At 72.2% G+C, this 24,211-nt stretch carries 21 protein-coding genes and 1 pseudogene; 10 read left to right on the forward strand and 12 right to left on the reverse strand.

The window, feature by feature from the left end; genetic code table 11:
- Window positions 1-269 precede the first annotated feature (269 nt).
- Complete coding sequence (locus ACFV7R_RS28885; RefSeq protein ID WP_385268587.1) at window positions 270-1,019, forward strand: hypothetical protein; 750 nt, start codon at window positions 270-272, stop codon at window positions 1,017-1,019.
- Between the two features lie 60 nt (window positions 1,020-1,079).
- The gene (locus tag ACFV7R_RS28890) at window positions 1,080-5,363 is read left to right on the forward strand and encodes a cation-translocating P-type ATPase (protein WP_385268589.1); all 4,284 of its coding nucleotides are present in this window, start codon (window positions 1,080-1,082) and stop codon (window positions 5,361-5,363) included.
- Window positions 5,364-5,402: 39 nt separating this feature from the next.
- Here ACFV7R_RS28890 and ACFV7R_RS28895 read toward each other — a convergent pair whose 3' ends face one another.
- Window positions 5,403-6,791 carry a nucleobase:cation symporter-2 family protein gene (locus tag ACFV7R_RS28895; RefSeq protein ID WP_385268591.1) on the reverse strand — a complete coding sequence of 463 codons (1,389 nt, stop codon included), beginning with the start codon at window positions 6,789-6,791 and terminating at the stop codon, window positions 5,403-5,405.
- A gap of 127 nt (window positions 6,792-6,918) precedes the next feature.
- Entirely contained in the window at window positions 6,919-8,262 is a 1,344-nt protein-coding gene (locus ACFV7R_RS28900; RefSeq protein ID WP_385268593.1) for an FAD-dependent oxidoreductase, read from the reverse strand.
- 219 nt (window positions 8,263-8,481) lie between these two features.
- Between ACFV7R_RS28900 and ACFV7R_RS28905 the strand changes: the two genes are divergently transcribed.
- Window positions 8,482-8,946, forward strand: a complete 465-nt coding sequence (locus ACFV7R_RS28905) for a DUF6214 family protein (RefSeq protein ID WP_385268868.1) — start codon at window positions 8,482-8,484, stop codon at window positions 8,944-8,946.
- Window positions 8,947-8,985: 39 nt separating this feature from the next.
- Here the strand turns inward: ACFV7R_RS28905 and ACFV7R_RS28910 are convergent, their stop codons facing one another.
- Window positions 8,986-9,639: a DUF305 domain-containing protein gene (locus ACFV7R_RS28910; protein WP_385268595.1), complete on the reverse strand. Its 654-nt coding sequence runs from the start codon at window positions 9,637-9,639 to the stop codon at window positions 8,986-8,988.
- 195 nt (window positions 9,640-9,834) lie between these two features.
- Here ACFV7R_RS28910 and ACFV7R_RS28915 point away from each other — a divergent pair, with 195 nt between their 5' ends.
- Window positions 9,835-11,337: an LVIVD repeat-containing protein gene (locus tag ACFV7R_RS28915; protein WP_385268597.1), complete on the forward strand. Its 1,503-nt coding sequence runs from the start codon at window positions 9,835-9,837 to the stop codon at window positions 11,335-11,337.
- On the opposite strand, the gene ACFV7R_RS28920 is transcribed toward ACFV7R_RS28915, so the two are convergent.
- From ACFV7R_RS28920 to ACFV7R_RS28940, 5 genes are all read right to left on the reverse strand, one after another.
- Window positions 11,325-12,023 (reverse strand): TetR/AcrR family transcriptional regulator, encoded by a 699-nt coding sequence (locus tag ACFV7R_RS28920; RefSeq protein ID WP_385268599.1) that lies wholly within the window; start codon window positions 12,021-12,023, stop codon window positions 11,325-11,327. The two genes, ACFV7R_RS28915 and ACFV7R_RS28920, sit on opposite strands and share 13 nt — an antisense overlap.
- A gap of 127 nt (window positions 12,024-12,150) precedes the next feature.
- Window positions 12,151-12,852 (reverse strand): HAD family hydrolase, encoded by a 702-nt coding sequence (locus tag ACFV7R_RS28925; RefSeq protein ID WP_385268601.1) that lies wholly within the window; start codon window positions 12,850-12,852, stop codon window positions 12,151-12,153.
- A gap of 56 nt (window positions 12,853-12,908) precedes the next feature.
- Window positions 12,909-13,580, reverse strand: coding sequence for a phosphatase PAP2 family protein (locus tag ACFV7R_RS28930; protein ID WP_385268603.1), 672 nt, complete (start codon window positions 13,578-13,580; stop codon window positions 12,909-12,911).
- A 54-nt stretch (window positions 13,581-13,634) separates the two neighbouring features.
- Entirely contained in the window at window positions 13,635-14,570 is a 936-nt protein-coding gene (locus tag ACFV7R_RS28935; protein WP_385268605.1) for a M56 family metallopeptidase, read from the reverse strand.
- Between the two features lie 95 nt (window positions 14,571-14,665).
- A complete protein-coding gene (locus ACFV7R_RS28940; RefSeq protein ID WP_385268607.1) occupies window positions 14,666-15,220 on the reverse strand; it encodes a DUF5134 domain-containing protein in 555 nt (184 codons plus the stop codon).
- Window positions 15,221-15,406: 186 nt separating this feature from the next.
- On the opposite strand from ACFV7R_RS28940, the gene ACFV7R_RS28945 reads away from it, so the two are divergent.
- The gene (locus ACFV7R_RS28945; RefSeq protein WP_385268609.1) at window positions 15,407-17,074 is read left to right on the forward strand and encodes an FUSC family protein; all 1,668 of its coding nucleotides are present in this window, start codon (window positions 15,407-15,409) and stop codon (window positions 17,072-17,074) included.
- Window positions 17,071-17,649, forward strand: coding sequence for a MarR family winged helix-turn-helix transcriptional regulator (locus tag ACFV7R_RS28950; RefSeq protein WP_385268610.1), 579 nt, complete (start codon window positions 17,071-17,073; stop codon window positions 17,647-17,649). Before ACFV7R_RS28945 ends, ACFV7R_RS28950 begins: the two co-directional genes overlap by 4 nt.
- 32 nt (window positions 17,650-17,681) lie before the next feature.
- Here the strand turns inward: ACFV7R_RS28950 and ACFV7R_RS28955 are convergent.
- The 3 genes and pseudogenes from ACFV7R_RS28955 to ACFV7R_RS28965 all read right to left on the reverse strand — a co-directional run.
- Window positions 17,682-17,834, reverse strand: a pseudogene (locus tag ACFV7R_RS28955) (aldo/keto reductase); the annotation flags it as partial.
- 128 nt (window positions 17,835-17,962) lie between these two features.
- Window positions 17,963-18,727: a VOC family protein gene (locus ACFV7R_RS28960; RefSeq protein ID WP_385268612.1), complete on the reverse strand. Its 765-nt coding sequence runs from the start codon at window positions 18,725-18,727 to the stop codon at window positions 17,963-17,965.
- 115 nt (window positions 18,728-18,842) lie between these two features.
- Window positions 18,843-19,235 (reverse strand): VOC family protein, encoded by a 393-nt coding sequence (locus tag ACFV7R_RS28965; RefSeq protein WP_385268614.1) that lies wholly within the window; start codon window positions 19,233-19,235, stop codon window positions 18,843-18,845.
- Between the two features lie 74 nt (window positions 19,236-19,309).
- On the opposite strand from ACFV7R_RS28965, the gene ACFV7R_RS28970 reads away from it, so the two are divergent.
- Entirely contained in the window at window positions 19,310-19,858 is a 549-nt protein-coding gene (locus ACFV7R_RS28970) for a GNAT family N-acetyltransferase (RefSeq protein ID WP_385268616.1), read from the forward strand.
- Window positions 19,859-19,876: 18 nt separating this feature from the next.
- Here the strand turns inward: ACFV7R_RS28970 and ACFV7R_RS28975 are convergent, their stop codons facing one another.
- Window positions 19,877-20,560, reverse strand: a complete 684-nt coding sequence (locus tag ACFV7R_RS28975; protein WP_385268618.1) for a glycerophosphodiester phosphodiesterase — start codon at window positions 20,558-20,560, stop codon at window positions 19,877-19,879.
- Between the two features lie 317 nt (window positions 20,561-20,877).
- Between ACFV7R_RS28975 and ACFV7R_RS28980 the strand changes: the two genes are divergently transcribed.
- From ACFV7R_RS28980 to ACFV7R_RS28990, 3 genes are read left to right on the forward strand one after another with little or no spacing between them, the layout of a single operon-like run.
- Entirely contained in the window at window positions 20,878-22,275 is a 1,398-nt protein-coding gene (locus tag ACFV7R_RS28980) for a DUF6421 family protein (protein ID WP_385268620.1), read from the forward strand.
- A 38-nt stretch (window positions 22,276-22,313) separates the two neighbouring features.
- Window positions 22,314-23,060, forward strand: a complete 747-nt coding sequence (locus tag ACFV7R_RS28985; RefSeq protein WP_385268622.1) for an SDR family NAD(P)-dependent oxidoreductase — start codon at window positions 22,314-22,316, stop codon at window positions 23,058-23,060.
- A complete protein-coding gene (locus ACFV7R_RS28990; RefSeq protein WP_385268624.1) occupies window positions 23,057-24,127 on the forward strand; it encodes a threonine aldolase family protein in 1,071 nt (356 codons plus the stop codon). Before ACFV7R_RS28985 ends, ACFV7R_RS28990 begins: the two co-directional genes overlap by 4 nt.
- The last annotated feature ends 84 nt before the right edge of the window (window positions 24,128-24,211 follow it).

The raw sequence follows: 24,211 nt of genomic DNA on the forward strand, positions 1-24,211 counted from the left end.
CAACGGGGCGTCGACCGGTCAGCCTGCTGAACGGAACGTAGGGGGCAAGCGCTTTCTAGTCAACGCTTTGCGCAGAACACATTCGGACACTCGGGAGCGCGCGCAGGAAGCGGCCGGAACCATGGTGGGGGAGCGCTTCTGTGACGGCCCGGCGCAGCCGCTGCGAGCCACACCGGTCACGCGGGTTCCCCTTCCGCGCGGATGACGTCGCGTTTCCCGGGAACACGGCGGGTGAAGAGAGCGGATCTCTCAGGGAGGCGTGGAGTGTCATGACAGCGCAGAAATCCTCGCCCGAGCCGGCGCAGCCGCTGCGCGCCACCGCTGCGACGCTGCGCGCCGTGCCGAGTGCCGCCGCCTCGACGCTGCGCAGGATGCCGGGTGCCGGGGTCGTGCGCAAGGTGCCCGAGACGGTGCGCCATGTGCCCGAGACGGTGCGCCATGCGCCCGAGACGGTGCGCCATGCGCCCGGAGCCGATGCGGTGCGCAAGCTGCCCGGTGCGGTGCGCAAGGTGCCCGGCGCCGACGCCGTGACCAAGGCGGCCGAAGGCGCACTGGACGCGGTCGGCGCCGTGTCGCCGCGTGGTCGGCGCATCGCCGTGTACACCGGCGCCGGCCTGCTCGGTGCCGCGGGACTCGTCGAGTGGCCCGTGGCCGTCACCGTCGCCGGCGTGGCCTGGCTCACCCAGCCCCGTCCGCACCACGACGGCGCCGCGGAAGAGAAGGGCGGGAAGGCCGAGAAGACGACGAAGGGCACCAAGACGGCCGCCGCCCGCCGTACGACAAGCGGTGGCAGCCGTTCGACGTCGACGAGCACGCGAACGTCCGGCAGCCGGAGCGGGACGTCCGCGCGCGGGAAGTCGGCAGCTGCCGGCAGCCGTACGTCGTCCACGGCGTCCACCAGCCGGCGTACGACTACGACGGCCAAGGGACGCACGTCCACGGCCAAGGGACGCACGTCGTCGACCGGCAGCCGTGCGTCGTCGTCCGCGAGTCGGAGCAAGGCGACCGCAGGCGGATAGGGAACGCGGGCCGGGAGCGCAGACTCCCGGCCCATCCGGAAACACGAGCTGAGGGATGAGATGGCGCTTGGGTTGCTGACGGGCTCGGCTGCGGTTCTCTCCGGCGGCGTACTGGCCGGGCCGGGGCTGCTGGTGAGCGGTGCCGCGCCCGCGGTCGGCGCGGCGGCGGGCGCCCTGGCCGGAACCGCACGGGCCGGGGTGCGTGGCGCGGACGCCCTGGTGCGGATGACGCGGGTCGCCCGTGCCGCAGTGCCGGGCGGCGATCGCCACTGGCGGTCGGGCCGGCGGGCACACCTCGCGCTGCGGCTCGCCGGACCGGAGACGGAACGGCAGGCGGTCGGGACGGCGCAGGCGGCGCGGCGGGTGGCCAGGGCGCTGGCGGAGCATCCGGACGTGGCGTCCGCCTACTGGGACGGTGGGCTGGCCCGGCTGGTGATCGTCGCGAGCGAGGACGCGCTGAGCGACCGGGTGGTGGAGAAGGCGAACGACCTCGCAGCCCGGCACGGACTGGTACCGGCGGACGACGACGTGGAGGAGTTCGCGCATCCGGGCGACCCGGGAGAGGTGCGGACCACTGCCGCGGCGCTCGCGGCCGATGCGGTGGGAGTCGTCGCCGCCGTCACCGGGTCGGCGCTCCGGTTGCCGGCCTCGCCCCGGTTCGTGACCGCGAGTGTGACGCTGCTGCGCGAGAACCCCCGCTTCCGCAGCTGGATGCGGTCCCGGTTCGGCCCTTCCCGTATGGACTTGATGCTGGCGGTCGTCAACGCGGCCGCCCACGGCGCGGGGCAGACACCGATCTCGCTGGTGCTCGACGGAGCCCTGCGTTCTTTCCAGCTCACCGAGACACTGGCCCGCGCGGCCGCCTTCGACGCGGTGCACGACCAGGTGTGCGGGCCCGGGCGCCAGGACGTGGCCGCGCACCGGTTCCCGCGCCCGCCGCTGCGGACCACACCGGTGCACGAGTACGCGGTCCACGCCGAGGCCGGCAGCCTGGCGGGCGCCGCCGCCACCTTGCTGGTCAAGCACAGCGGCACCGAGGCGGCCGAAGCGGTGCTCGCCGGCTCCCCGAAGGCCGCCCGCTACGGGCCCGCCTCCTTCCACGCCGTGCTGGGCTGTGCGCTCGCCCGCACCGGGGTGCTGGTGCGCAACATGCAACGGCTGCGGCAACTGGAGACGGTCCGGACGGTCTTCCTGCATCCCAGTGCGCTGCACACGGCCGAGGGCGACGCCGACCCGTGGGCCGAGGCCGTGCTGGACGCGACCCGGCGCGCCGGGCTGAAGGTCGTGGTCGTGGACGATCCGGCGCTCGGCGAGTTCACCGCCCTCGCCGACCACATCGTCGCCGCCGACCGGCCGGCCGACGAGGTGGTGAACGGGCTGCGCGGGCGCGGCGGTGTCCTGACGGTGGCCCGCCCGAGGTCGGCGACGGACACCGACGTCCTGGCCGGGCTGCTCGCCGGTGACGTGGCGGTCGCGCTCGCCGACGGGGACGCGGCCGTCGCGTGGGGTGCGGACCTCGTCGCCCCGGGCGGGCTGGTCGACGTGTGGCGGCTGCTCGCCGCGGTGCCGGCGGCCCGTAAGGTCGGCCGGCGTTCGCAGACCCTGGCCCGGTCGGGTGCCGCCCTGTCCGGGCTGCTGGTGGCTGTCGGGGAGTCCGGGAACGGTCCGCGCACCCCGCTGATCGGCCTGCGCCACGCACCCGTGGACGTGAGCGCGGCAGTCGCCCTGCTGAACGGGGCACGCGCCGCCGTCGGAGTGGCGGCCGCCCGGGCCCCGCACCCGCGGCCGCGGGTGGCCTGGCACGCCCTGAAGGTGAGCGACGTCCGTAAGCGGCTGGACCACGGGCCGGAACGACGGCCGACCCCCGTGCAGGAGGCGAGGAGCCGCGTCCGCAAGACGGCCGAGTCCGTCGCCCGCGTCCCCGCCCTGGCGCCGGCCCGGTGGTCGCTGCAACTCGGCCGGGCCGTACGCGGCGAACTGGACGACCCGCTCACCCCGGTCCTGGCGGTCGGCTCGGCCGCGTCGGCGATCCTCGGCTCCGTCGTGGACGCGCTGCTGGTCATCGGCGCCCTCGATCTGAACGCCCTGCTCGGCGGGGTGCAGCGGCTGCGGGCCGAGCGGGCGCTGTCCGGGCTGCTCGCGGAGCAGAAGCAGAAGGCCCGCGTCACCGCCGAGGACGCCTCGGCCGGGCCCCGCACGGTGGATGCCACCCGGCTGACGCCCGGTGATGTGATCGAGCTCGCGGCCGACGATGTCGTACCGGCCGACGCACGTCTGCTGTGGGAGGACGGCCTGGAGGTCGACGAGTCGGCGCTGACCGGCGAGTCCCTGCCGGTGAACAAGCAGACGGAGCCGACCCCGCGCGCCGCGGTGGCCGACCGCCGCTGCATGGTGTTCGAGGGCACGACCGTCGTCGCCGGACAGGCCAGGGCCGTCGTCGTGGAGACCGGCGACCGCACCGAGGCGGCCCGCGCCGTCCACCTCGCCGCCCGCACACCCCCCGCCGCCGGCGTCCAGGCCCGGCTGCAGGAACTCACCCGCAAGGCACTGCCGTTGACCATGGCGGGCGGCGCCGCGGTGACCGGCCTGTCGCTGGTGCGCGGCGCACCGATACGCCAGGCCGTCAGCGGCGGTGTCGCGGTGGCGGTGGCCGCCGTTCCCGAGGGACTGCCTCTGGTGGCCACGGTCGCGCAGCTGGCGGCCGCCCGCCGGCTCAGCCGACGTGGCGTCCTGGTCCGTGCTCCGCGCACGCTGGAGGCTCTCGGCCGGATGGACACGGTCTGCTTCGACAAGACCGGCACCCTCACCGAGAACAAGTTGCGCCTGGTCCGCGTGACCGACGTGGACGGTGCGGTCCGTACGCCGGACGAGGCCGCGGACTCGGTCACGATGCGGGTCGCGGTGCGCGCCTGCCCCCAGCCCGAGGAGGGGCCCGACCGGCCCGTGCACGCCACCGACGAGGCGGTCCTGGACGCGGCGCCGCGCGACCCCGAGTGGGTCCAGACCGAGGGCAGGCCGTTCGAGGCCGGCCGGGGCTACGCCGGCGCGGTGGGCCACGCGGCGGACGGTGAGCGCACGCTCGTCGTCAAGGGCGCGCCGGAGATCGTGCTGCCCGCCTGCCGCGACGTCCCCGACCACGCCTCCGGCAAGGCCCAGGAGCTGGCCCGCGACGGGCTGCGCGTCCTGGCGGTCGCCAGGCGGCGCCTGGCCGAGGACGAGAAGGACACCGAAGCGTGCGAAGCCCCCCTGGAGAAGCTGGAGTTCACCGGGCTGCTCGCGCTGGCCGACGTACCGCGCGAGACGTCCACGGCGCTCGTGCACGGGCTGCGCGAGGCGGGCGTACGACCGGTGATGCTGACCGGTGACCACCCGCAGACCGCCCGGGCGATCGCCCTCGACCTGGGCTGGCCCGAGGACACGGCTGTGATCACCGGCGACGAACTGGCCGCCGCCGACCGCTCGGAACGCTCCCGCATGCTGCACGACGTGGGCGTCGTGGCCAGGGTCGCGCCCGAGCAGAAGCTCCAGGTCGTCGAGGCGCTGATGGACGCCGGCCGAGTCGTCGGGATGGTCGGCGACGGCGCCAACGACGCCGCCGCCATCCGCGCCGCCGACATCGGCGTCGGGATCAGCGCCCGCGGCTCGGCGGCCGCCCGCAACGCCGCCGACCTGGTGCTCACCAACGGAGACCTCACCGTCCTCGTCGAGGCCGTCGCCGAGGGCCGCGCCCTGTGGCACAGCGTCGCCGACGCCGTCGCCATCCTGATCGGCGGCAACGCGGGCGAGGTCGGCTTCGGCATCCTGGGCACCCTCCTCCAGGGCGCGGCGCCGCTGTCGACCCGTCAGATGCTGCTGGTGAACCTGTTCACGGACCTGTTCCCGGCGATGGCCGTGGCGGTCACGCCGCAGAAGGACCCGGCCGAGGACGCGAGCGCCGGCAGCCAGCCGTTGGGGACGACGCTGCTCGGCAGCCCGCTGATGCGGCAGATCCGGCACCGCGCACTGACCACGTCTCTCGGCGCGGTCACGGCCTGGCTGATCGGCCGCTTCACGCCGGGCTCGGCCCGCCGGACGACCACGATGGCCCTGTGCGCCGTGGTCGGCAGCCAGCTCGCCCAGACCCTCGCCGACCGCCGCGACAGTCCACTGGTCCGCGTCACCGTGTTCGGCTCCGCCGCCGCCCTGGTCGCCCTGGTCGAGACGCCGGGTCTCAGCCAGGCCTTCGGCTGCACGCCGCTCGGCCCGTTCGCCTGGGCCGGCGTGCTGGCGGCGATCGCCCTGGCGGTGACCGGCCAGCGGGCGCTGCCCCCGCTGGAGCGAGCGGTCGTCCGGCTGAGCCACTGACCAGTGACGCGGCTGAACCGGACGAAGTGGAGCCGCCCTCTAGACGGCCTCTTCCCGGGGCTTTCCGACGTGCTTCCCGGCGCCGCCGACCGGCAGTCCTCCCGCCTCGGTGAGATCTGAACCCGCCTTCGCGGGAAGGTGGTTGAAGAGCAGGTTGAGTACGATCGCCGTCAGGCAGCCGGCGCTGATCCCGCTGTGCATGATCGTCTGGAACCAGTCCGGGAACCGGTCGTAGACCGTCGGCACACCGACCGGCAGCACACCCATGGCCACCGACACGGCCACGACCGTCAGGTTGTGATTGCCCCTGAAGTCGACCTCGGCCAGGGTCCTGAGGCCGCTGGCGGCGACCGTCCCGAACATCACCAGGCCCGCGCCGCCGAGGACCGGCGCCGGAATCGCCGCGACCACCGCGCCCAGCTTGGGCAGCAGGCCGAGCAGCACCAGGATGCCGCCCGCCGCCGCGACGACCCAGCGGCTGCGCACCCGGGTCATACCGACGAGGCCCACGTTCTGCGCGTACGCGGTGTAGGGAAAGGTGTTGAAGACACCGCCGAGAACGGTCGACAGACCGTCGGCGCGCAGCCCGTCCGCAAGAGAGCGGGGCTCGACCTTCCGCCCGGTCATCTCACCGACCGCGATGAAGTCACCGGTCGTCTCCGTCATGCACACCAGCGCGACCACCAGCATGGACACGATCGCCGACACCTCGAAGGTCGGCGCCCCGAAGTGGAACGGCGTGCTGATCCCGACCCAGTCCGCGTCGGAGACCCCGCCGAAGTCCGTGAACCCGAACGGCACCGCGACCGCGAGCCCCACCGCGATCCCGATCAGCACCGCGATCCGGCTCAGGAACACCGGCGCGAACCGCTGCACGCCCAGCACCACCGCCAGTACGAACGCGGCGAGCGCCAGGTTCTTCGGCTCCCCGAAGTCCTCGGCCCCCGCACCGCCGGCGGCCCAGTTGCCCGCCACCGGCAGCAGCGAGATACCGATGATCAGAATCACCGTGCCGGTGACCAGCGGCGGGAAGAACCGCAGCAGCTTGCCGAAAACGGGTGCGAGCAGCACGATCGCGAGTCCCGCGACGATCACCGAGCCGTAGATCGCGGGCAGTCCGCCGCCGGTCGTCCCGATCATGACCATCGGCGAAACGGCCGCGAACGTACAGCCCTGCATGATCGGCAGTCGCACGCCGAACCGCCAGAAGCCGATGCACTGGATGAGCGTGGCGATGCCGCACACCAGCAGATCGGCGGTGATCAGATACGCCAGATCCGCCGGCGGCAGCTTCATCGCACCGCCCACGATCAGCGGTACGGCCACCGCGCCCGCGTACATGGCGAGCACATGCTGCAGCCCGAAGGCGGCCAGCTGCCGTACGGGTGGGACCTCGTCGACGGGATGGACGGGCGCGGTCGATGCCATGGGCACTCCAGAGCGGCGGTGAGCGGGGAACATCCGAACTGCAGGAGACCGTAAGCAGCTTGAACAGTTTGTTGATTTCCGTCTCGTTGCAGCCGTGTGTCCTGCCCGCCGGCGGCGCCGGGTTCTGCTACGAGTCGACCCCGCGCGCCGCGGTCAGCAGCGACTCCCAGTCGGGCAGCTTGACCACGCTCCGCCCGAGCGAGGCCCCGAGTTCCGCCTCGGCCCGCTCGATGGCCCGCCACCCCGCCCACTCGACCGGCTCGACGCCCTCGGCCCGCAGCGCCGCGAGGGGATCCTCGGGGACTTCCTTCCCTACGAGAACGGGGGCGTCCTCGAGCAGCGACAGCACCGTCTCCTTGGCGCACGGGCGGTTGGTGCCGATGACACCCGTCGGACCCCGCTTGATCCAGCCCGCCACGTACTCGCCCGGCGCCACGACCCCGCCGCGCAGCACCCGGCCGGCCAGCTGCGGTACCGTGCCGGTCGCCGGGTCGAAGGGCAGCCCCTCCAGCGGCACTCCGCGATAGCCCACCGACCGCAGCACCAACTGGGCCTCGATCTCCTCGTACCGGCCCGTCCCCGTCACGCCGCCCTGCCCGTCCGGCAGCGTCCGTTCGAACCGCACCGCGCCCACGCGCCCGCCCTCGGCGAGCAACTCCACCGGGCGCAGGAAGAACCGCAGCCCGATCCGGCGCGGAAGATCCCTGGCCGGCTGGGCGGCCCAGCCCCGCAGCACCTCCACGTTGCGGCGCTGCGCGGCCGGCAGCGCGGACGGGTCGACGTACGCCGGATCCAGCGCCAACTCCTCCGGATCCACGTTCACTTCGGCACCCGGCAGAGAGCCCAGCTCGCGCAGCTCCTTGGTGGTGAAGCGGGCCTGCGAAGGGCCGCGCCGCCCCACCATGTGGATGTCCGTCACCCGGCTCGCCCCCAGCGCGGTCAGCGCCGACTGCGGCATATCGGTGGGGCTCAGCTCGGCCGCGCCGCGCGCCAGGATCCGGGTGACGTCCACGGCGACGTTCCCCACGCCGATGACCACGGCCGACCGGGCGCCGAGCACGAACCCGTCCTCCACGGCGTCCGGATGCGCGCTGTACCAGGACACGAACTCCGTCGCCGAGAAGCTGCCCGGCAGATCCTCCCCGGGGATCCCGAGATGCCGGTCGGTCGCGGCTCCCACGCAGTACACGACCGCGTGGTACAGCTCCCGCAGCCGGGCGGCCGGCACTCCGCCGGCGCCGACCTGGACGCCGCCGAGGAACCGCACCCGCTCGTGCTCCAGCACCGTCCGCAGATTGTTCTGCAGCGACTTGATCTTCTCGTGGTCGGGTGCCACGCCGTAGCGCACCAGACCGTACGGGCACGGCAGCCGGTCCAGGACGTCGACGAACACGGTGGGGTCCAGCTGGACAAGGCTCTGGGCGGAGTAGACCCCGCTCGGCCCGGAGCCGACGACGGCGACACGCAGCACGGCGGAACTCCTTCGTCCGGTGGCCCGGCGGATCGTCCGGTGCATCACAGGAGATCGCTGACGGCTCCAGCATGGCACCGCTGCCGCTCCGCTGACAGGGTGCCGCGCCAAGGACGGACGCGTGTCCGTTCGTATGGAGTGTGATCATGCGGTTACGTTGCGTGCGTGCTGGAAGCATCCTTTCTTGATCTTTCTGATCGCCGTCCGGAGGACGGTGCGGTGGCCGTGTGGCCCGCGTGGGAAGTGCGCGAGGAGAGCGGCGCGACGGCGTGGTTCCATGTGCGGCTCGACTTCGCCGACGGCGCCCGGGTCGACGCGCTCGCCGTGGCGGCCGACGGCTGCGTCAACCTCGAGGACGTCCGGGCCCGCCCCGCGCTGTCCCTCGACGATCTGGCGGTGTTCGCCGACTGGATCGAAGAGCCGCTGTTCTCGGTGTGCGGCGGCGTGGCGGCCGAGCCGTTGCAGAGGGAGCCGGCGGGCGGCAGGCGCGCCCGCCCCGCCTGGCCGCGCGGCATCGAGGGGAGCCGGCTGGTGGCGCAGGAATACCGCGCCGCGCAGCACGAGGGGCTCGACCCCGTCCTCGCGGTGATGTGCGCCACCGGGCACAGCCGCCGCCGGTCGCTCAGGCTGATCGCCCAGGCACGGGACGCGGGCTTCCTGACCCCGCGTCACGCACGGCGCTGAGCGGGCCCGGCGGGCGCAGAGGTCACCCGGGCGCGGAGGTCACAGCATTCCGCGCATGCGCGTGATCTCGCTCGTCTGCTGGGCGACCACGTCGTCGGCCATCTCCTCGATCCGCACGTTGTTGCCCTGCGACTTCACATCCGTGGCCATCGTGATCGCCCCTTCGTGATGGGTGATCATCAGCGTGACGAAGAGCTGGTCGAACGCCTTTCCCTCCGCCGCGCGCAGGTTCTTCAACTGCGCCTCGGTGGCCATCCCGGGCATCGGGCCGTGGTGGTGGCCGTCGCTCTTCTCGTCCTCGCCGTGCGTTTCCAGCCAGCTCCTCATCGCCGCGATCTCGGGACCCTGCGCGGCCTCGATCCGCTCCGCCAGCTTCTTCACCCGCGACGACTCGGCGCGTTCCGGGGCGAGTTCGGTCATCTCCAGGGCCTGGGAGTGGTGCTCGATCATCATCCGCGCGTAGTCGATGTCCGCCGAGTTGGGCGTGTCGTCGTCGGCGCGCTGCTGTGCGGCGTCCTCGGCGGACATCGTGCGGTTCGCCTCGCCGGGCTTGCCGGGCACGAGCACCGAGGGGCCGCTCGCCCGGTCCGGCTCCGCGTCGGAGCCGGAGTCGCAGCCCCCGAGCGCGAGGGCGGCCAGGGTGGCCAGTGAGGCCGCGGTGAGTGAAGCGCGCGACGCTCGACGGAAGGGCACAACGACCTCCTGTGGCAGGCGGAGTGAGGGGGCACCTTGTGGGTGCTGGTGACCGTCCTAACACACGCTTCCGCTCATGAACGAGCGAAAACCTTCATTACATGTTCGTTGCCCCCTGTTGATCTGTGCATGCTGAAGACGATACTTCGGGGGTCCGTGAACCGTTCCCTGGCGAACGGAACAAGGGAGGAAGCAGTGACCCTGTTGAACAACCCCCGAACGCGGCGCAGACGCCTGGGAGTTGCCGCGGCAGCGGCCGGACTCCTGGCCGCGCTGCTGACGGTCCATCCGGCGGCCGCGACCCCCGACCCGGGGGACGGCCCGGCGACCGACAAGGAGGTGTCCCGCAGCGCCCAGGCCGAGGTGCGCGAGGCCCTGGAGAGCGGGGAGATACCCGGCCAGGACGAGGTCGTCCACTCGGACAACATCGAGCACGTCACGAACATCCCCAAGGACGTGCTGCCCGGCACCAATTCGGATCTCGCCTTCCAGGGCAGGTACGCCTTCGCCGGCAACTACGACGGCTTCCGCATCTTCGACATCAGCAACCCGAAGTCGCCGAAGACGGTCGCCCAGGTGCTGTGCCCCGGCTCGCAGAACGACATCTCCGTCTCCGGCAACCTGCTGTTCCTGTCCACCGACTCCTCGCGCAGCGACAGCAGTTGCAACAGCACCACGCAGCCGGTGACCGAGAAGTCCTCCTGGGAGGGCATGAAGGTCTTCGACATCAGCGACAAGCGCAACCCGAAGTACGTCGCCGCCGTCGAGACCGCCTGCGGTTCCCACACCCACACGCTGGTGCCCGAGCGCAGGAACGTCTACATCTACGTCTCCTCGTACTCGCCGAACGCCGCGTACCCCGACTGCCAGCCGCCGCACGACGGCATCTCCGTCATCAAGGTGCCTCGCAACGCGCCGGAGAAGGCTGCGCTCGTGGGCTTCCCGGTGCTCTTCCCCGGTGAGGGCCCGGACGGCGGCGGCAACCCGGGCGGGCCGACCAACCCGGGTGTCTCCAAGACGACCGGCTGCCACGACATCACCGTGCTGCCCTCACAGGACCTGGCGGCGGGCGCCTGCATGGGTGACGGCATCCTGTTCTCCATCAAGGACCCGGAGCGCCCGAAGGTCATCGACCAGGTGCAGGACAACGTGAACTTCGCGTTCTGGCACTCGGCGACCTTCAACCAGGACGCCGACAAGGTCGTGTTCACCGACGAGCTGGGCGGCGGTGGCGCGGCCACCTGCAACGAGGAGATCGGCCCGAACCGCGGCGCCGACGGTATCTACGACATCGTCGGCAAGGGCGACAACCGCAAGCTCGTCTTCCGCAGCTACTTCAAGATCGACCGCCACCAGGCGGACACCGAGGTCTGTGTGGCTCACAACGGCTCGCTGATCCCGGTCAAGGGCAAGGACATCATGGTCCAGGCCTGGTATCAGGGCGGCGTCTCCGTCTGGGACTTCACCGACTCCGCCCACCCGAAGGAGATCGCCTACTTCGAGCGCGGTCCGCTGACCACCGACCGGGTCACGACGGCCGGCTCCTGGTCGGCGTACTACTACAACGGTTACATCTACTCGAACGACATCGCCAAGGGCTTCGACGTCCTGAAGCTCGACGACCGGCGCACGGACCCGGCGAAGCGTGTCCGTCTGCACGAGCTCAACGTGCAGACGCAGCCGGACTACTTCGACTGATCCGAGGCCGGCCGGCCGAGGGCCGGTGTGTCTGCCGGGTCTGTCGCGAAGAACCGTGACAGGTCCCCGTCGCGTGTCCCGTCGGGCGTTTCGGCGTCCGGCGGGCACCCGAGCTCCCAGTCGAGCCGGTAGCGCCGGAACAGCTCGGTGCGCAGGGGAGCGACCGGCATCCCCACGTTCGGCAGCACCATCGCGTAGACGGCCCCCATGAGCAGGGCGCGCAGCATCGCATAGTCGGCCTCGGCGTTCCGGGAGCCGTGCCGGGCCACGGTGTCCCGCAGCAGCTCGGCGAGCCGCTGCTGCTCCGGGCACTGCACGAAGCCCTCGGTGTCCAGCAGTCCCGCCATGTGCTGGCGCATCAGCACGGTCCGGTCCCGGGCCAGGCCCAGGATCGCGTCGATGGCACGCGCCATCCGCTCCCGGCCGTCCTCCGTGCGCGGTTCGCGCTCCAGCGCCTCCTCCAGCGTGCGGTGCATCAGCCGGTGCACGGCGGACTGCACGAGCTGGCGTTTGCCGGGGAAGTAGTACGACACCAGTCCGCGCGCCGAGCCGGCCCGGTCCGCGATGTCGCCGAGGGTCGTGGCCTCGTATCCCCGCTCACTGACCAGCTCGACCGCCGCCTGCAGGAGCCGCTCCCGGGAACGCCGCCGCAACTCTTCATTGACCGAAGCGCTGCGGGGGGTCATGCTGTAACTCCTGCGTTGACTGGCTGCCAGCCAACTATACTCGGAACGTCCGTCCCGGGCCCTGCGGGGCCGGGACCGGCGGTGCCGTCTGTCTCGGGCGACGCGGGGGATCGTCCGAGACAGACGGTCATGTCACGGGACGGTCGACCAGGTCCAGCACCGGGCGCAGCCCGTCGGGCCGCTCGTCGGCCGGCAGGTGGTGCACGAAGTGGACCGCGCAGCCCAGGGTGGCCGCGCCGCCGTCCGCCCGGGGTTCGTCACCCACCATCAGCACCTGCCGGGGATCGGCGCCGAGCTCCGCGCAGGCCGCAGCGAACAGCCGCGGATCCGGCTTGCGGATGCCGTGCTCGTAGGACAGGACGTACGTGCCCACGTAACGGTCGAGCCCGTGCGCGCGGAACACCGGGCGCAGGTCCCAGCCGATGTTGCTCACCACGCCGATGCCGACTCCCCGCTCGTGCAGCGTCCGAAGCACCTCGGCTGCGTCCGGGTACGGCGTCCACGCGGCCGGGGTCATATGGCGGTCGTAGAGCGCGTCGTGCAACCCGGGTTCGGGCAGCGGCACTTGGCGGGAGAGGCCGGTGTAGGCGGCCCGGTGCTGCGCCGAACTCTGGTCCCGGACCTCCCACACGTCGGCCAGTTCGACGGGCACCCGCTCCGGGAACGCGCCGCCGGGCAGCGCCCCGGCCGCCTGCAGCGCCTGCGCGGCCCTGCCGAACTCGGGCTCGGGCAGCGGGACATCGGCCTCGGTCAGTACGGCGCGCAGCCAGGACTCGGTGGACTCGACACGGAAGAGGGTTCCGGAGAAGTCGAACAGCACGGCGATCATGCGGCGATCCTATGAGCCCGCGTTCCACGCCGAAGGCGGTTCGCCTCCGGGTGTGGTCAGGGTCGCCACCGTTCGTGGGCGGTCACCGCGAGCGTCACCACCGTCGCGCCCAGCAGCCAGCCGCCGACGACGTCCGAGGTCCAGTGCACGCCGAGCCACACCCGGGTCAGCCCCACGCCGAGCACGGACACCGCGGCCACGACGAGGGCCGTACGGCGCAGGGCGCGATCGGCGCCGTGGCGGTGCAGGAGCCACAGGAGCAGGCCCAGTACCACCGTGGCGGTCATGGCGTGGCCGGAGGGAAAGGCCGCGTAGTGGGCGGAGTCGACCGGATCGGACCAGACGGGGCGCGGGCGGTCGACCGCGGCCTTCAGGAACTGTTGCGTCGCCGTGCTCAGGGTGACGGTGACCACCAGCCACGCCGCGGTCCACCACGCCGAGTGTCTCCACACCAGCCACACCACGACCGCCCCGCACAGGATGCGCATCGTCAGCGGGTCCCAGATCCAGTCCGTGAGGATGCGGCACACCTGCGTGATCCCGGACTCCTCGACCGCCCAGCGATGGGTGGTGCGGGAGACGTCGCCGTCCAGGTTCATGAGGGGGTGCCACTCGGCGGCGACCAGGACGAGGAGCAGGAGGGAGCACACCGCCAGCGTGAGGGGTGTCCGGTGGGCGGTGCGGTACTCCGGCGGTCGGGGTGGGGATTCGACGGTGGGGATGTGCATGGTGCGATCCTCGCCGACCGGTGGGGCAGGAGGCGACCCCCTCCCAGGATGCGCCTACCCCAGTGCCCGCAACCCCGGTACGAACGCCACCAGCACCGGCACGACCGGCACGAGCGCGGCCGTCGCCGTGAGCCGCAGCCGCCGGACAGCGGTGAGCCGGTCCGGGGGAGTGAGCAGCCGGTGCACCCGCTGCGGCACATGGGCCTGCGGTGTCGGGCAGGGACCGAACACGCCCCGGTCCTCGTTGACTCCCACCAGCGCGAGTGCAGTGGTCAGCCGCCCGAAGCGGCGGGAGGCCATGTCGTCCGCGGCGAGCTCCACCAGGCGGTGCATCTCGTCGCGGAACGCGGCGAACACCGGCACCCGCGGGAACCCGCACGCCAGTGCGGCCGAGCAGTGCAGCAGCCAGTCGTGCCGGGCCCGGGCATGTCCCTGCTCGTGTGCGAGGAGGGCGTCCAGTTGCTGTCCCTTCAGCCGGCGCAGGGCGGCGGTGGTGAGGACGAGCCGGGGTGCCGTGCCGGGCAGCCACCAGGCGTCCGGCCGCTCACCCTCCAGGACGACGAGCCGACCGTTCCCCGGCTCCTCACCCGGCAGCAGCGGGGCCCGCACGAGGAGTTCGGCGCGTCGCCGCCGACGCCGTGCCTGCGCCCGTACGACCTCCCGGACCAGCATCACCGCGGTCCAGACGGCGCCCGACGCGAGCGCGAGCGCTGTCGTCGCCGCCCAGGGGCCGGTCGTACTCAGCGCATAGGCCTCCACGACCGCGCGCGGTGCCGGTGCGAACACATGGCCGCGCACCGCCTGCCAGGCGGCTGCCGCGCTGAGCGTCATCGACAGCGCGCAGCACAGCAGTACGGCCACCACCACGCACTGCCAGACCCACAGGGCAACCACCGGTTCACGGTCCGGCCAGTCGGTCCGGGCGAGCAGCCGTGGGGCCAGGACGGCGGTCAGGGCGCCGAGCAGCAACAGTGCCGCGGGGACCATCATGAGGACACCTTATGAGCGCCGGCTCAGCGGGAGGCTCGCCTTCCCGCAAAGTGACACAGACCACGGGGCTCGTACCGTCCGCGTCCGCCGCCCCCTCACAGCGTCAGCAGCATCGCGACCATGGCGATGCCCATCGACAGCCGGCAGGCCCGCGCCAGCTCGGGCCGGTCGCCCCACCCCACGGTGCGGGGGGCGCCCGCCACGGCCGGGGCAGGTATCAGGCGCACTCCGCCGAGCAGCACATATCCGGTGAAGTAGAGCAGCAGGAGCCCGGTGAGCAGGGGGAGTCCGGCGCCGCCGTGTCCGTGTCCGGGGGCGTCGTTCGGGGTGCCGGCCATGACCACCGCCATGTAGACCATGGCCGAGGCGCCCACCAGGTGGTGCAGATGGCGGGCCCCGCCGCGGGCGGCCCACAGGGCGCGCAGTGCGGCCGCGCCGAACAGGGCCGCGAAGGCGGGCCAGGCCCAGGCCGGCGGTGTGTACACGGCCGTCGGTACGGCCATCGCGGCCATGCCGAAGCCCATCAGCGCCTCGTCTCCCGCGGCCCGGCGCTGTTCCTCGACGGTGCTGCGCAGCCGCAGCAGGCAGTAGGCGCCGGTCACCGCGCACAGCGCGACCAGCAGCCAGCCGGACGCAGCCGGTCCGTGCACGCGCACCTCCCTGCCCGAGGGGCCGTCGACAGGGTGTCGACGGTCGGTCTAGGGATGCCCGGTCCGTACGGCGCGCACGCGAGCGCAAGGGTGTACGCGGGGGGCATTCGCCGGAGCGGGGGCGGCACCGGGAGGCCGTCCCGCCCGATTTCTTTTACTGGTAAAACACCCGTTAAACTGTTTGATATGAGCAGTGCGACCCCCGCCCCCACAACCCAGCGCCTACGCCGGCTCCCGCTCACCGGTGTGCTGCGCCTCGGCCGTCCCTCCGACATCTGGTTCAAGCCCGCGCTGAGCGTGGTCGCCGCGGTCGCCCCGCCCAACCTGACCCTCCTGGCGCTCGGCCGCCTCGACCTGGCCGTCTACACGATGGCCGGATCCCTGTGCGCCCTGTACGCCCACAACCGTCCCTACGCCGCCCGGGCCAGGGCGCTGGCGTGGGTGGTGCTGGGCATGCTCGGCGGGCTCGCCGTCGCCCTGGTCACGGCCTCGCTCACCACGAACGCCGCCGTGCTGGTCACCGTCGGCGCCCTGCTGGCTGCCGTACAGAAGGTGCTGTGCGACGCGACGCGCATCGGACCGCCGGGCAACGTCATCCTCACCTTCGTCAGCTCCGCCGCGCTGTTCGCCCCGCAGACCCTGGCCCAGATCCCCGGCCACCTGGCGCTGGGCGTCGTGGCGGGCGTCTGGTCCTGGCTCGTCTGCATGGCGCCGGCCCTGGTCCGCCCGTACGGCCCGGAGCGCCGCGCCACCGCACACGCCCTGAACGCCGCCGCCGCGTACGCCGACACCCGCGGCACCGGAGACGCGCACGCCCGGGCCGTCGCGGCCGCCGCCGTGCAGGCCGCCTGGCAGTCGCTGCTGTCCGTCCGCGCCCGCTCCACGACCCGGCGTGCCCTGCAGCGTCTCGTCGTCCGCGCCGAGGCAGCCCTGGCAGCGCCCGCCGACACGGATCCGGCATGCCTGCGTGCCTGGGCCCGTGAACTGCGCGGCACCCGGTCCGTGCCGCACCCGGGTGACGTGGACGCCGACGAACTGCTCGGCGTGGACATCGACCTCGCTGCCCCGAAGCAGCCGCTGCGGCGCGCCCTCGCGCCCCTCGCCCCGATCGCCCTGCGTACCGCCCTCGGCTGCGCCCTCGCCGGATACGCCTCCCTCGCCCTCGGTATCGGCCGCCCGTACTGGGCCCTGGTCACCGCCGCCGCCCTCTACCAGGCCAACCTCACGCTCACCTGGAGCCGGGGCGTGCAGCGCGTCGTCGGCAACCTCGCGGGGGCCCTCCTCTTCGCCGCCGTCGCCCCGCTCGCCCACCTCGGCCCCGCGGCCCTCGTGCTGTGCTGTCTCGCCTTCAACTTCGGGGCGGAGGCGCTGATCGGCCGCAACTACTGGCTCGGCAGTGTCTGCGTGACCCCGATGGCGCTGCTCATCACCGAGTTCACCGGGTTCCAGGACCCCGGAACGCTGATCGTCGAGCGGGTCGTCGACACCCTCGTCGGCGCGCTGGTCGGCCTCGTGGCCGCCGTCGCCGTCACCAACCGGCGTGCGGGCGACCGCCTCGAACGTGCCGTGGCCGTCGCCGAGCGCGCCCGGGAGCGCACCGCCCGCCTGCTGGCCGAGCCGCACCCGGACGCCGGTGCTCTTCAGGCCGCCCGCCGAAGCCTCGCCGCCGCCCTGGCCGACCTGCGCGCCACCGCGGATGCCGCGTCCGGCGAGTGGTGGCAGCGGGCCCTGCCCCAGGAGCGGGTCGTGCTCGTCGAGCAGTCGGGACACCGTACGCTCGCGGCGACGGTACGGCGCCAAGGCCCGGACCTGGACCGGGACACGGGTATGACGACGGAGGACGCACGGCCATGACGGGGACGAACCGGCGGCGGACGACCGGGCACGAGACGACCGGCGCGACGGGGCGCGACGCCGGTGCTGCGCGGGGCGACACGGTCGCCGCGGTCGTCCGGCAGTGGCAGTCCGTGCGTCCCGACCTCGACACCGGCCCCATGGAGATCATCGGCCGGGTCAACCGCTGTGCGGCCCTGCTCCAGCAGGCCGAGGACGCACCGTTGCGCCGGGCCGGGCTCAGCCGGCCCGAGTTCGACCTGCTCGGCGCGTTGCGCCGCACCGGTCACGAGCTGACGCCGGGCGAACTGGCCCGGGAGACCTTCTCCTCCGGTGCCGCCGTCACCAAACGCCTCAAGCACCTCACCGAACGTGGCTTCGTGGAGCGACGCGGTGACGCCCGTGACCGCCGCGTCGCCCACCTTCGCCTCACGGACGCCGGACGCGACCTGGTCGACGCGATCCTGCCCGAGCAGCTCGCCTACGAGACCGCTGTTCTGTCCGGCATGGGCACCCCGGCGCAGGGCGAACTCGCCGCGCTGCTGGGTGAGTTGCTCGAGCAGCTGGAGGGGCGGCTCGGGGCACTGCGGGTCTGAGCGGCCACCCGGCGTTCACGACGGTGCGCTCAGAGCACGTCGAGCCGGTCGGTGCGCAGCCGCTCCAGACCGGCCCCGACCGACTGCACGAGGCTCTTGCGGTGGTTGCCCGCGGCATTGACGTCACCGTCGCGGATACCGCAGGTGTACTTGCCGGCCGGCACGAACTGGTCGCGCCGCCCTTCAGCAGGGCGCCGAGACTCGGCTCGCTCATGCGCAGTGCAACGCACGGTGCTCTCCCCTTCGGGCCCCTCGGGCGGATCGTGCTCACGACGCCAGGAGCTCGAGCACACTCCGGTGCAAACGCCCCGGTTCAGCCCTCGTGGCCTGCGAGATACACGCCGAAGACGGCACCCTGTGGATCGCGCAGCACCGCGATGCGCGGTCCGTCCGGCACGGAGGTGGGCTCCATGAGGGCCGTGCCGCCCGCCCCGGTCGCCGCGGCGGTGGTGTCGTCCACGTCGGCCACGGCGAAGTACGGCAGCCAGTGCGGCGGCACCTCGTGCGGGAACTTGTCGTCCATGGTCATCATGCCGCCGAAGTCCACCCCGGCGATGCCCCACTGGGTGTAGTGCTCCGAGGCGTTGACGGTCCAGCCGAAGACGGTGGTGTAGAAGTCCCGCGCCCGCGCGGGCTCCCGGGTCATCAGCTCCACCCAGCCGAGCGAGCCCGGCGCGTTGAACAGCCCGGCGCCCTCGAAGGCGCGGGGCTGCCACAGGGTGAAGGCGGCGCCGGACGAGTCGGCGGCCACCGCGAAACGGCCCATGTCGAACACGTCCATCGGCCCCAACAGCACCGTCCCGCCGGCCGCCGTGATCTCCCGTGCGCTCTCGTCCGCGTCCCGGACCGAGAACGACACGGTCCAGGCGACCGGCTGTCCCTCCTGGTACAGCGGCGACAGCGCGGCGACCGGTGCGTCGCCCAGATACGCGACCGTGTAGCCGCCGGCCTCCTGACGTGGATCCGTCTCGGCCCGCCAGCCGAACAGCTCGCCGTAGAACCGCTTGGCGGACTCCAGATCGCTGGTCCCCAACTCGGCCCAGCAGGGCCCGCCGACCACCGGCTTGTCGAGCCTCATCCGACGTCCCTTCCGCAGCGCGAACCCACACCAGCACGCTAGCGCCGCCCACTGACAGCGGCCATCCGGGACTCCCTCGCGCCGGGCGCCGCGCCCGGCGCACGCTCACCGGGGATCAGGTCCCGGGCCGGTACCGGATCGGATGGTCCGCGGGCACCTCCACCAGCACGATCGGCGTGCCGTCCGGATCCGCGATCCACATCTCGATCAGCCCCCACGGCTCGCGCAGCGGCGGCCGCACGATGTCGACGCCCTTGGCCCGCAGCTCCTCCTCGGCCGCGGTCACGTCGTCGACCTGGAGCCAGAGCCGTACGGCCGGGGACGGCGGGGTCTCGGACCGGCCCGAGATCTCCAGGAAGCCGCCGCCGAGGAAGTAGACGGTGCCGCGGTCCGGCCCCGTACCGAACTCGCGGTAGACGGCGAGGCCCAGCTGTTCGCCGTAGAAGACTCGGGACCGCTCGGCGTCGGTGGGGCGGAGCAGGGTCCGGCTGCTGAGTACGTGCACCATGCACCCGGAGCCTAGTGGGAGGGCTACTCTCGTCCGTGCCCGAGCCACGCCCGAGAAACCGGAGAGACGCTCCCATGGACACCGCCGCCACCGCTGCCACCGGACTGATCTTCCGCGACGCCACCGACGCCGACGTCGAGGCGCTGGTCGCGCTGATCGAGTCGGCGTACCGGGGCGACTCCAGCCGGGCCGGATGGACCACCGAGGCGGACATCCTTCAGGGACAGCGGACCGACCCCGAAGGCGTCCGGGCCGTGATCAAGTCGCCCGACAGCAGGCTGCTGACGGTGGAGCGGGACGGGGCGGTCGTCGCCTGCTGCCAGCTCGAGCACCGCGGTGACCATGCCTACTTCGGGATGTTCGCGGTCAGCCCGCGGCTCCAGGGCGCCGGCCTCGGCAAGGTGATCATCGCCGAGGCGGAGCGGCAGGCCCGCGCGACCTGGGGCGTGACGCAGATGCACATGACCGTGATCTCCGTACGCGAGGACCTCATCGCCTGGTACGAGCGGCGCGGTTACCGCCGTACCGGAAAGATGACGCCGTTCCCGTACGGCGACGAGCGGTTCGGCATCCCGCAGCGCGACGACCTGCAGTTCGAGCTGCTGGTCAAGGAACTCGCCTGAGCCGTACGCCGCGGTGTCTCAGGCCGTGAACCGGCCGGTGCGTTTGATCTCCGGGTAGTCGGTCGTCGCTCCGTCCAGCTCCAGCGCGCGGACGAGGCGCAGGTGTTCCTGCGTGTTCACCACCCAGCCGATGATCCGCAGGCCGGCCTCGCGCGCGTGCTCCACGACCTCCAGGGTGAGCCGGCGGATGTTCAGGCAGACGGTCGCCGCCCCGGCCTCGACGGCGCGCTCCACGATGTCGGTGCCGTACCGGCTGCCGATCAGCGCGGTCCGCACCCCGGGCAGCAGCCGGGCGATCTCGGCGATGGCCTCGTCGTGGAACGAGGACACCTCGATCCGCTCCACCAGGTCCCGTTCGCGCATGACCTCCGCCAGCGCCCGCGCGGCGGCCACGTCCTTGATCTCGGCCTGCAGCGGCGCGTCGACCGCGTCCAGGACCTCCTTGAACACCGGGATCCGTTCGCCCTGTCCGGCGTCCAGGGCCCGCAGCTCGGCGAGGGTCTTCTCGGCGACCGGACCGGTGCCGTCGGTCGTACGGTCCACCTCGGTGTCGTGCAGCACGACGAGGGCGCCGTCCTTGCTGAGGTGCAGATCGAGTTCGATGACGTCGAGGCCGGCCTGTTCGGCGGCGACGAAGGAACGCAGGGTGTTCTCGGGTGCGACACCCATGACTCCGCGGTGACCGATGGTGAGGAAGTTCAAGGTCCGACTCGCTTCCTTTGACGGCGGCGGCAGGGATCGCGCGGACCGGGACGGCCCTGGGCGCGACAGGGCCGCAGCCTAGTGGCCTGTCCCGTCGATGAACCCCTGCCTACACGTCGGTATCGGAACGACGGCGGGGCGGACGTGGTGCCCTCTCGGCCGGCGTTCCCCGGCGGCGGCGGCGCTCCGGTGGCCGACAGGAAAAAGTTCGGTAACGATGGGGATGCACAGGATAATTTCCCGCAGCTCCCCTTGCTGGGAGAAACCGCCTATGCATACGGTGTGCTTACGCAAGGTTCTCCAGTGGAGGATGGGACATGACGGAAATTCTTGTGCAGGCGGGTGCGGAGGAGCAGGTTCCTCCCGTGGCCAGGGTGGTGGAGCATCCGGCGTGGCCCGTGCTCAAGGATGCCGTGGAGCAGATCCGGCCATGGCAGTCCAAGGACGGATCGATCGACTTCGACGCCGAGGGCGCCCCGGCCCCCGCGGACGCCGAGCTCGCCGTGCGCCGGATCGCCGACGCCGTCGAGGAACTGTCCCCGCTGCTCCCGCACGACGCCGCCTACCACGCGGCGCTGGTGAAGGACCTGCGCCGCTGGGCCGACGACGGCTTCAAGGTGCCCGACTTCCTCGACTCGCTGCTCGCCTTCCAGCCCGCGGCGAACCGCCGGGACGGCCTGCAGCACCTGGTCGTCTTCCCGATGTACACCCAGAACGGCAACCCCGACCGCAACTTCGAGGCGGTCGTGCTGCGCATGGTCTGGCCGGACTGGCTGGCCGAACTGGAGCGCACCCGCTACGACAACCCGCTGTTCTGCGGCATCAAGTTCGAGGACTTCACGGCGGGCTACGACACCAACTCCGCCGTCCTCTTCCCCGAGACCATCGCCGTGCGCGAGGCCCCCGAGCGCTTCACCTGGGGCGGCATCTTCTGCGACCGCGAGGCCGCCCGCTTCCGCCGCGTCACCGCGGCCGCCGTCGACACCCTCGGCCTGGAACTGCCCGAGGACATCGCCGCGATGGTTCACGACCAGAAGCGCAGCGAAGAGGCCTTCGTGCTGTGGGACATGGTCCACGACCGCACCCACAGCCACGGCGACCTGCCCTTCGACCCGTTCATGATCAAGCAGCGCCAGCCGTTCTGGATGTACGGCCTGGAGGAGCTGCGCTGCGACCTCACCGCCTTCAAGGAGGCCGTGAAGCTTCAGACCGAGGGCGTCCCGCAGGCCCGTGACGTGCAGTACGCGGTGCTCTTCGACCGCATGTTCCGCTTCCCGGTCACCGGCGAGCGCGTGCGCAACTACGACGGCCTCGGCGGCCAGCTCCTCTTCGCCTACCTGCACAAGCACGACGTCGTCCGCTGGACCGACAACAAGCTGTCCATCGACTGGCAGCGCGCCCCGCAGGTCACCAACCAGCTGTGCGCCGAGATCGAGCAGCTGTACCGGGACGGCATCGACCGCCCGAAGCTCGTGCACTGGTTCGCCGGGTACGAGCTGGTCTCGACCTATCTCGCCCCGCACCCGGGCTCCAAGTGGGCCAAGGGCCCCGACGCCCTGGACCTGACCCAGCCGCCGCGCAAGCTCGTCGATGATGTGCTTCCGGACGAGTTTCCGCTGAGCATGTTCTATGAGGCGCTGTCCAAGAAGCTGAAGAACGTGATTGCGTCGACCAGGGGCATCACTGCGGACAGCACCGAGCGGGTCGCCGCGTGAGCGATCTCGTCCAGAACACTGCTCAGGAGGCGAGGATCATGGGGAACGGCGCTCTCAGCGGTGCGGTGGTCGCGGTGGCCGGCGCGGGTGGACCCGCCGGGCGGGCGGCGCTGCTCAGGCTGGCCGAGGCGGGGGCGACCGTCGTCGGCGCGGACAACGACCCGGAGCGGCTGGCGGAAGCCGTGGACGCGGCCAGCTACGCGCACGGCGGCGCCACCGTCGTCGGCGACACGGTGGACCTGCTCGACCGGCAGGCCTCCCAGGACTGGGCCAACCGCATCGAGAAGGACTTCGGTCGTGTCGACGGCCTGGTCCACCTCGTCGGCGGCTGGCGCGGCAGCGAGACGTTCACCAAGACCAGCCTCGACGACTGGGACTTCCTCGAGCTGCTGCTGGTCCGCACCGTGGCGCACACCTCCCTCGCCTTCCACGAGGCGCTGCAGCGCAGCGACCGCGGCCGGTACGTCCTGATCAGCGCCGCGGGAGCCACCAAGCCCTCCGCCGGCAACGCCGCCTACGCCGGCGCCAAGGCCGCCGCCGAGGCGTGGACGCTGGCCCTGGCCGACTACTTCCGCAAGGCGGGGGGGCCGGAGGGGCCGACGTCCGCGGCTGTCATCCTGGTGGTGAAGGCGCTGGTGCACGACGCGATGCGCGCCGAGCGACCCAACGCGAAGTTCGCGGGCTTCACCGACGTCAAGGACCTGGCGGAGGCCATCGTCGGCGTCTGGGACAAGCCCGCCGCAGAAGTGAACGGAAACCGTCTGTGGCTGACCGAGAAGCCGTGAACCCCCCGAAGACCGACGCGTGTCGCCATCACGACCCGGAGGTCCGCGGTTTCGCCAGTGACAACTACGCCGGGGCCCACCCCGAGGTGCTCGCCGCCCTGGCCCTGGCCAACGGCGGCCACCAGGTCGCGTACGGCGAGGACGCGTACACCGAGAACCTCCAGCGGATCGTCCGCAGCCACTTCGGGGCCACGGCGGAGGCCTTCCCGGTCTTCAACGGCACCGGCGCCAACGTCGTCGCACTCCAGGCGGTCACCGACCGCTGGGGTGCGGTGATCTGCGCGGAGAGCGCGCACATCAACGTCGACGAGGGTGGCGCGCCCGAGCGGATGGGCGGCCTGAAGCTGCTCACCGTCCCCACACCCGACGGCAAGCTCACCCCCGAGCTGATCGACCGGCAGGCGTACGGCTGGGAGGACGAGCACCGCGCGATGCCGCAGGTCGTCTCGATCACCCAGAGCACCGAACTCGGCACCCTTTACACGCCCGACGAGATCCGCGCCATCTGCGAGCACGCCCACGCGCACGGCATGAAGGTCCACCTCGACGGCTCCCGGATCGCCAACGCGGCCGCCTCCCTGAACGTGCCGATGCGCACGTTCACCAACGCGGTCGGCGTGGACATCCTCTCCCTCGGCGGGACCAAGAACGGCGCCCTGTTCGGCGAGGCGGTCGTCGTCATCGACCAGGACGCCGTCAGCCACATGAAGCACCTGCGCAAGCTGTCCATGCAGCTCGCCTCCAAGATGCGCTTCGTGTCGGTGCAGTTGGAGGCGCTGCTCGCCAAGGACCTGTGGCTGCGCAACGCCCGCCACTCCAACGAGATGGCCCAGCGCCTCGCCGAGGGAGTCCGCGCCGTGCACGGTGTCGAGATCCTCTACCCGGTGCAGGCCAACGCGGTCTTCGCCCGCCTGCCGCACGACGTGAGCGAGCGCCTGCAGAAGCGGTTCCGCTTCTACTTCTGGGACGAGGCAGCCGGCGACGTCCGCTGGATGTGCGCCTTCGACACGACGGAGGAGGACGTGGACGCGTTCGTGGCGGCGCTCAAGGAGGAGATGGCTCGATAGCGCCTCCTTGCGTGGGCATGCGCCTCCGTATAGATATGCGGCAACCCGAAAAGTCATTGACGCTTGGGTGGCCGCATTTCTATG

The sequence above is a fragment of the Streptomyces sp. NPDC059866 genome (genome assembly GCF_042731325.1).
GTDB classification, from domain to species: domain Bacteria; phylum Actinomycetota; class Actinomycetes; order Streptomycetales; family Streptomycetaceae; genus Streptomyces; species Streptomyces flavusporus.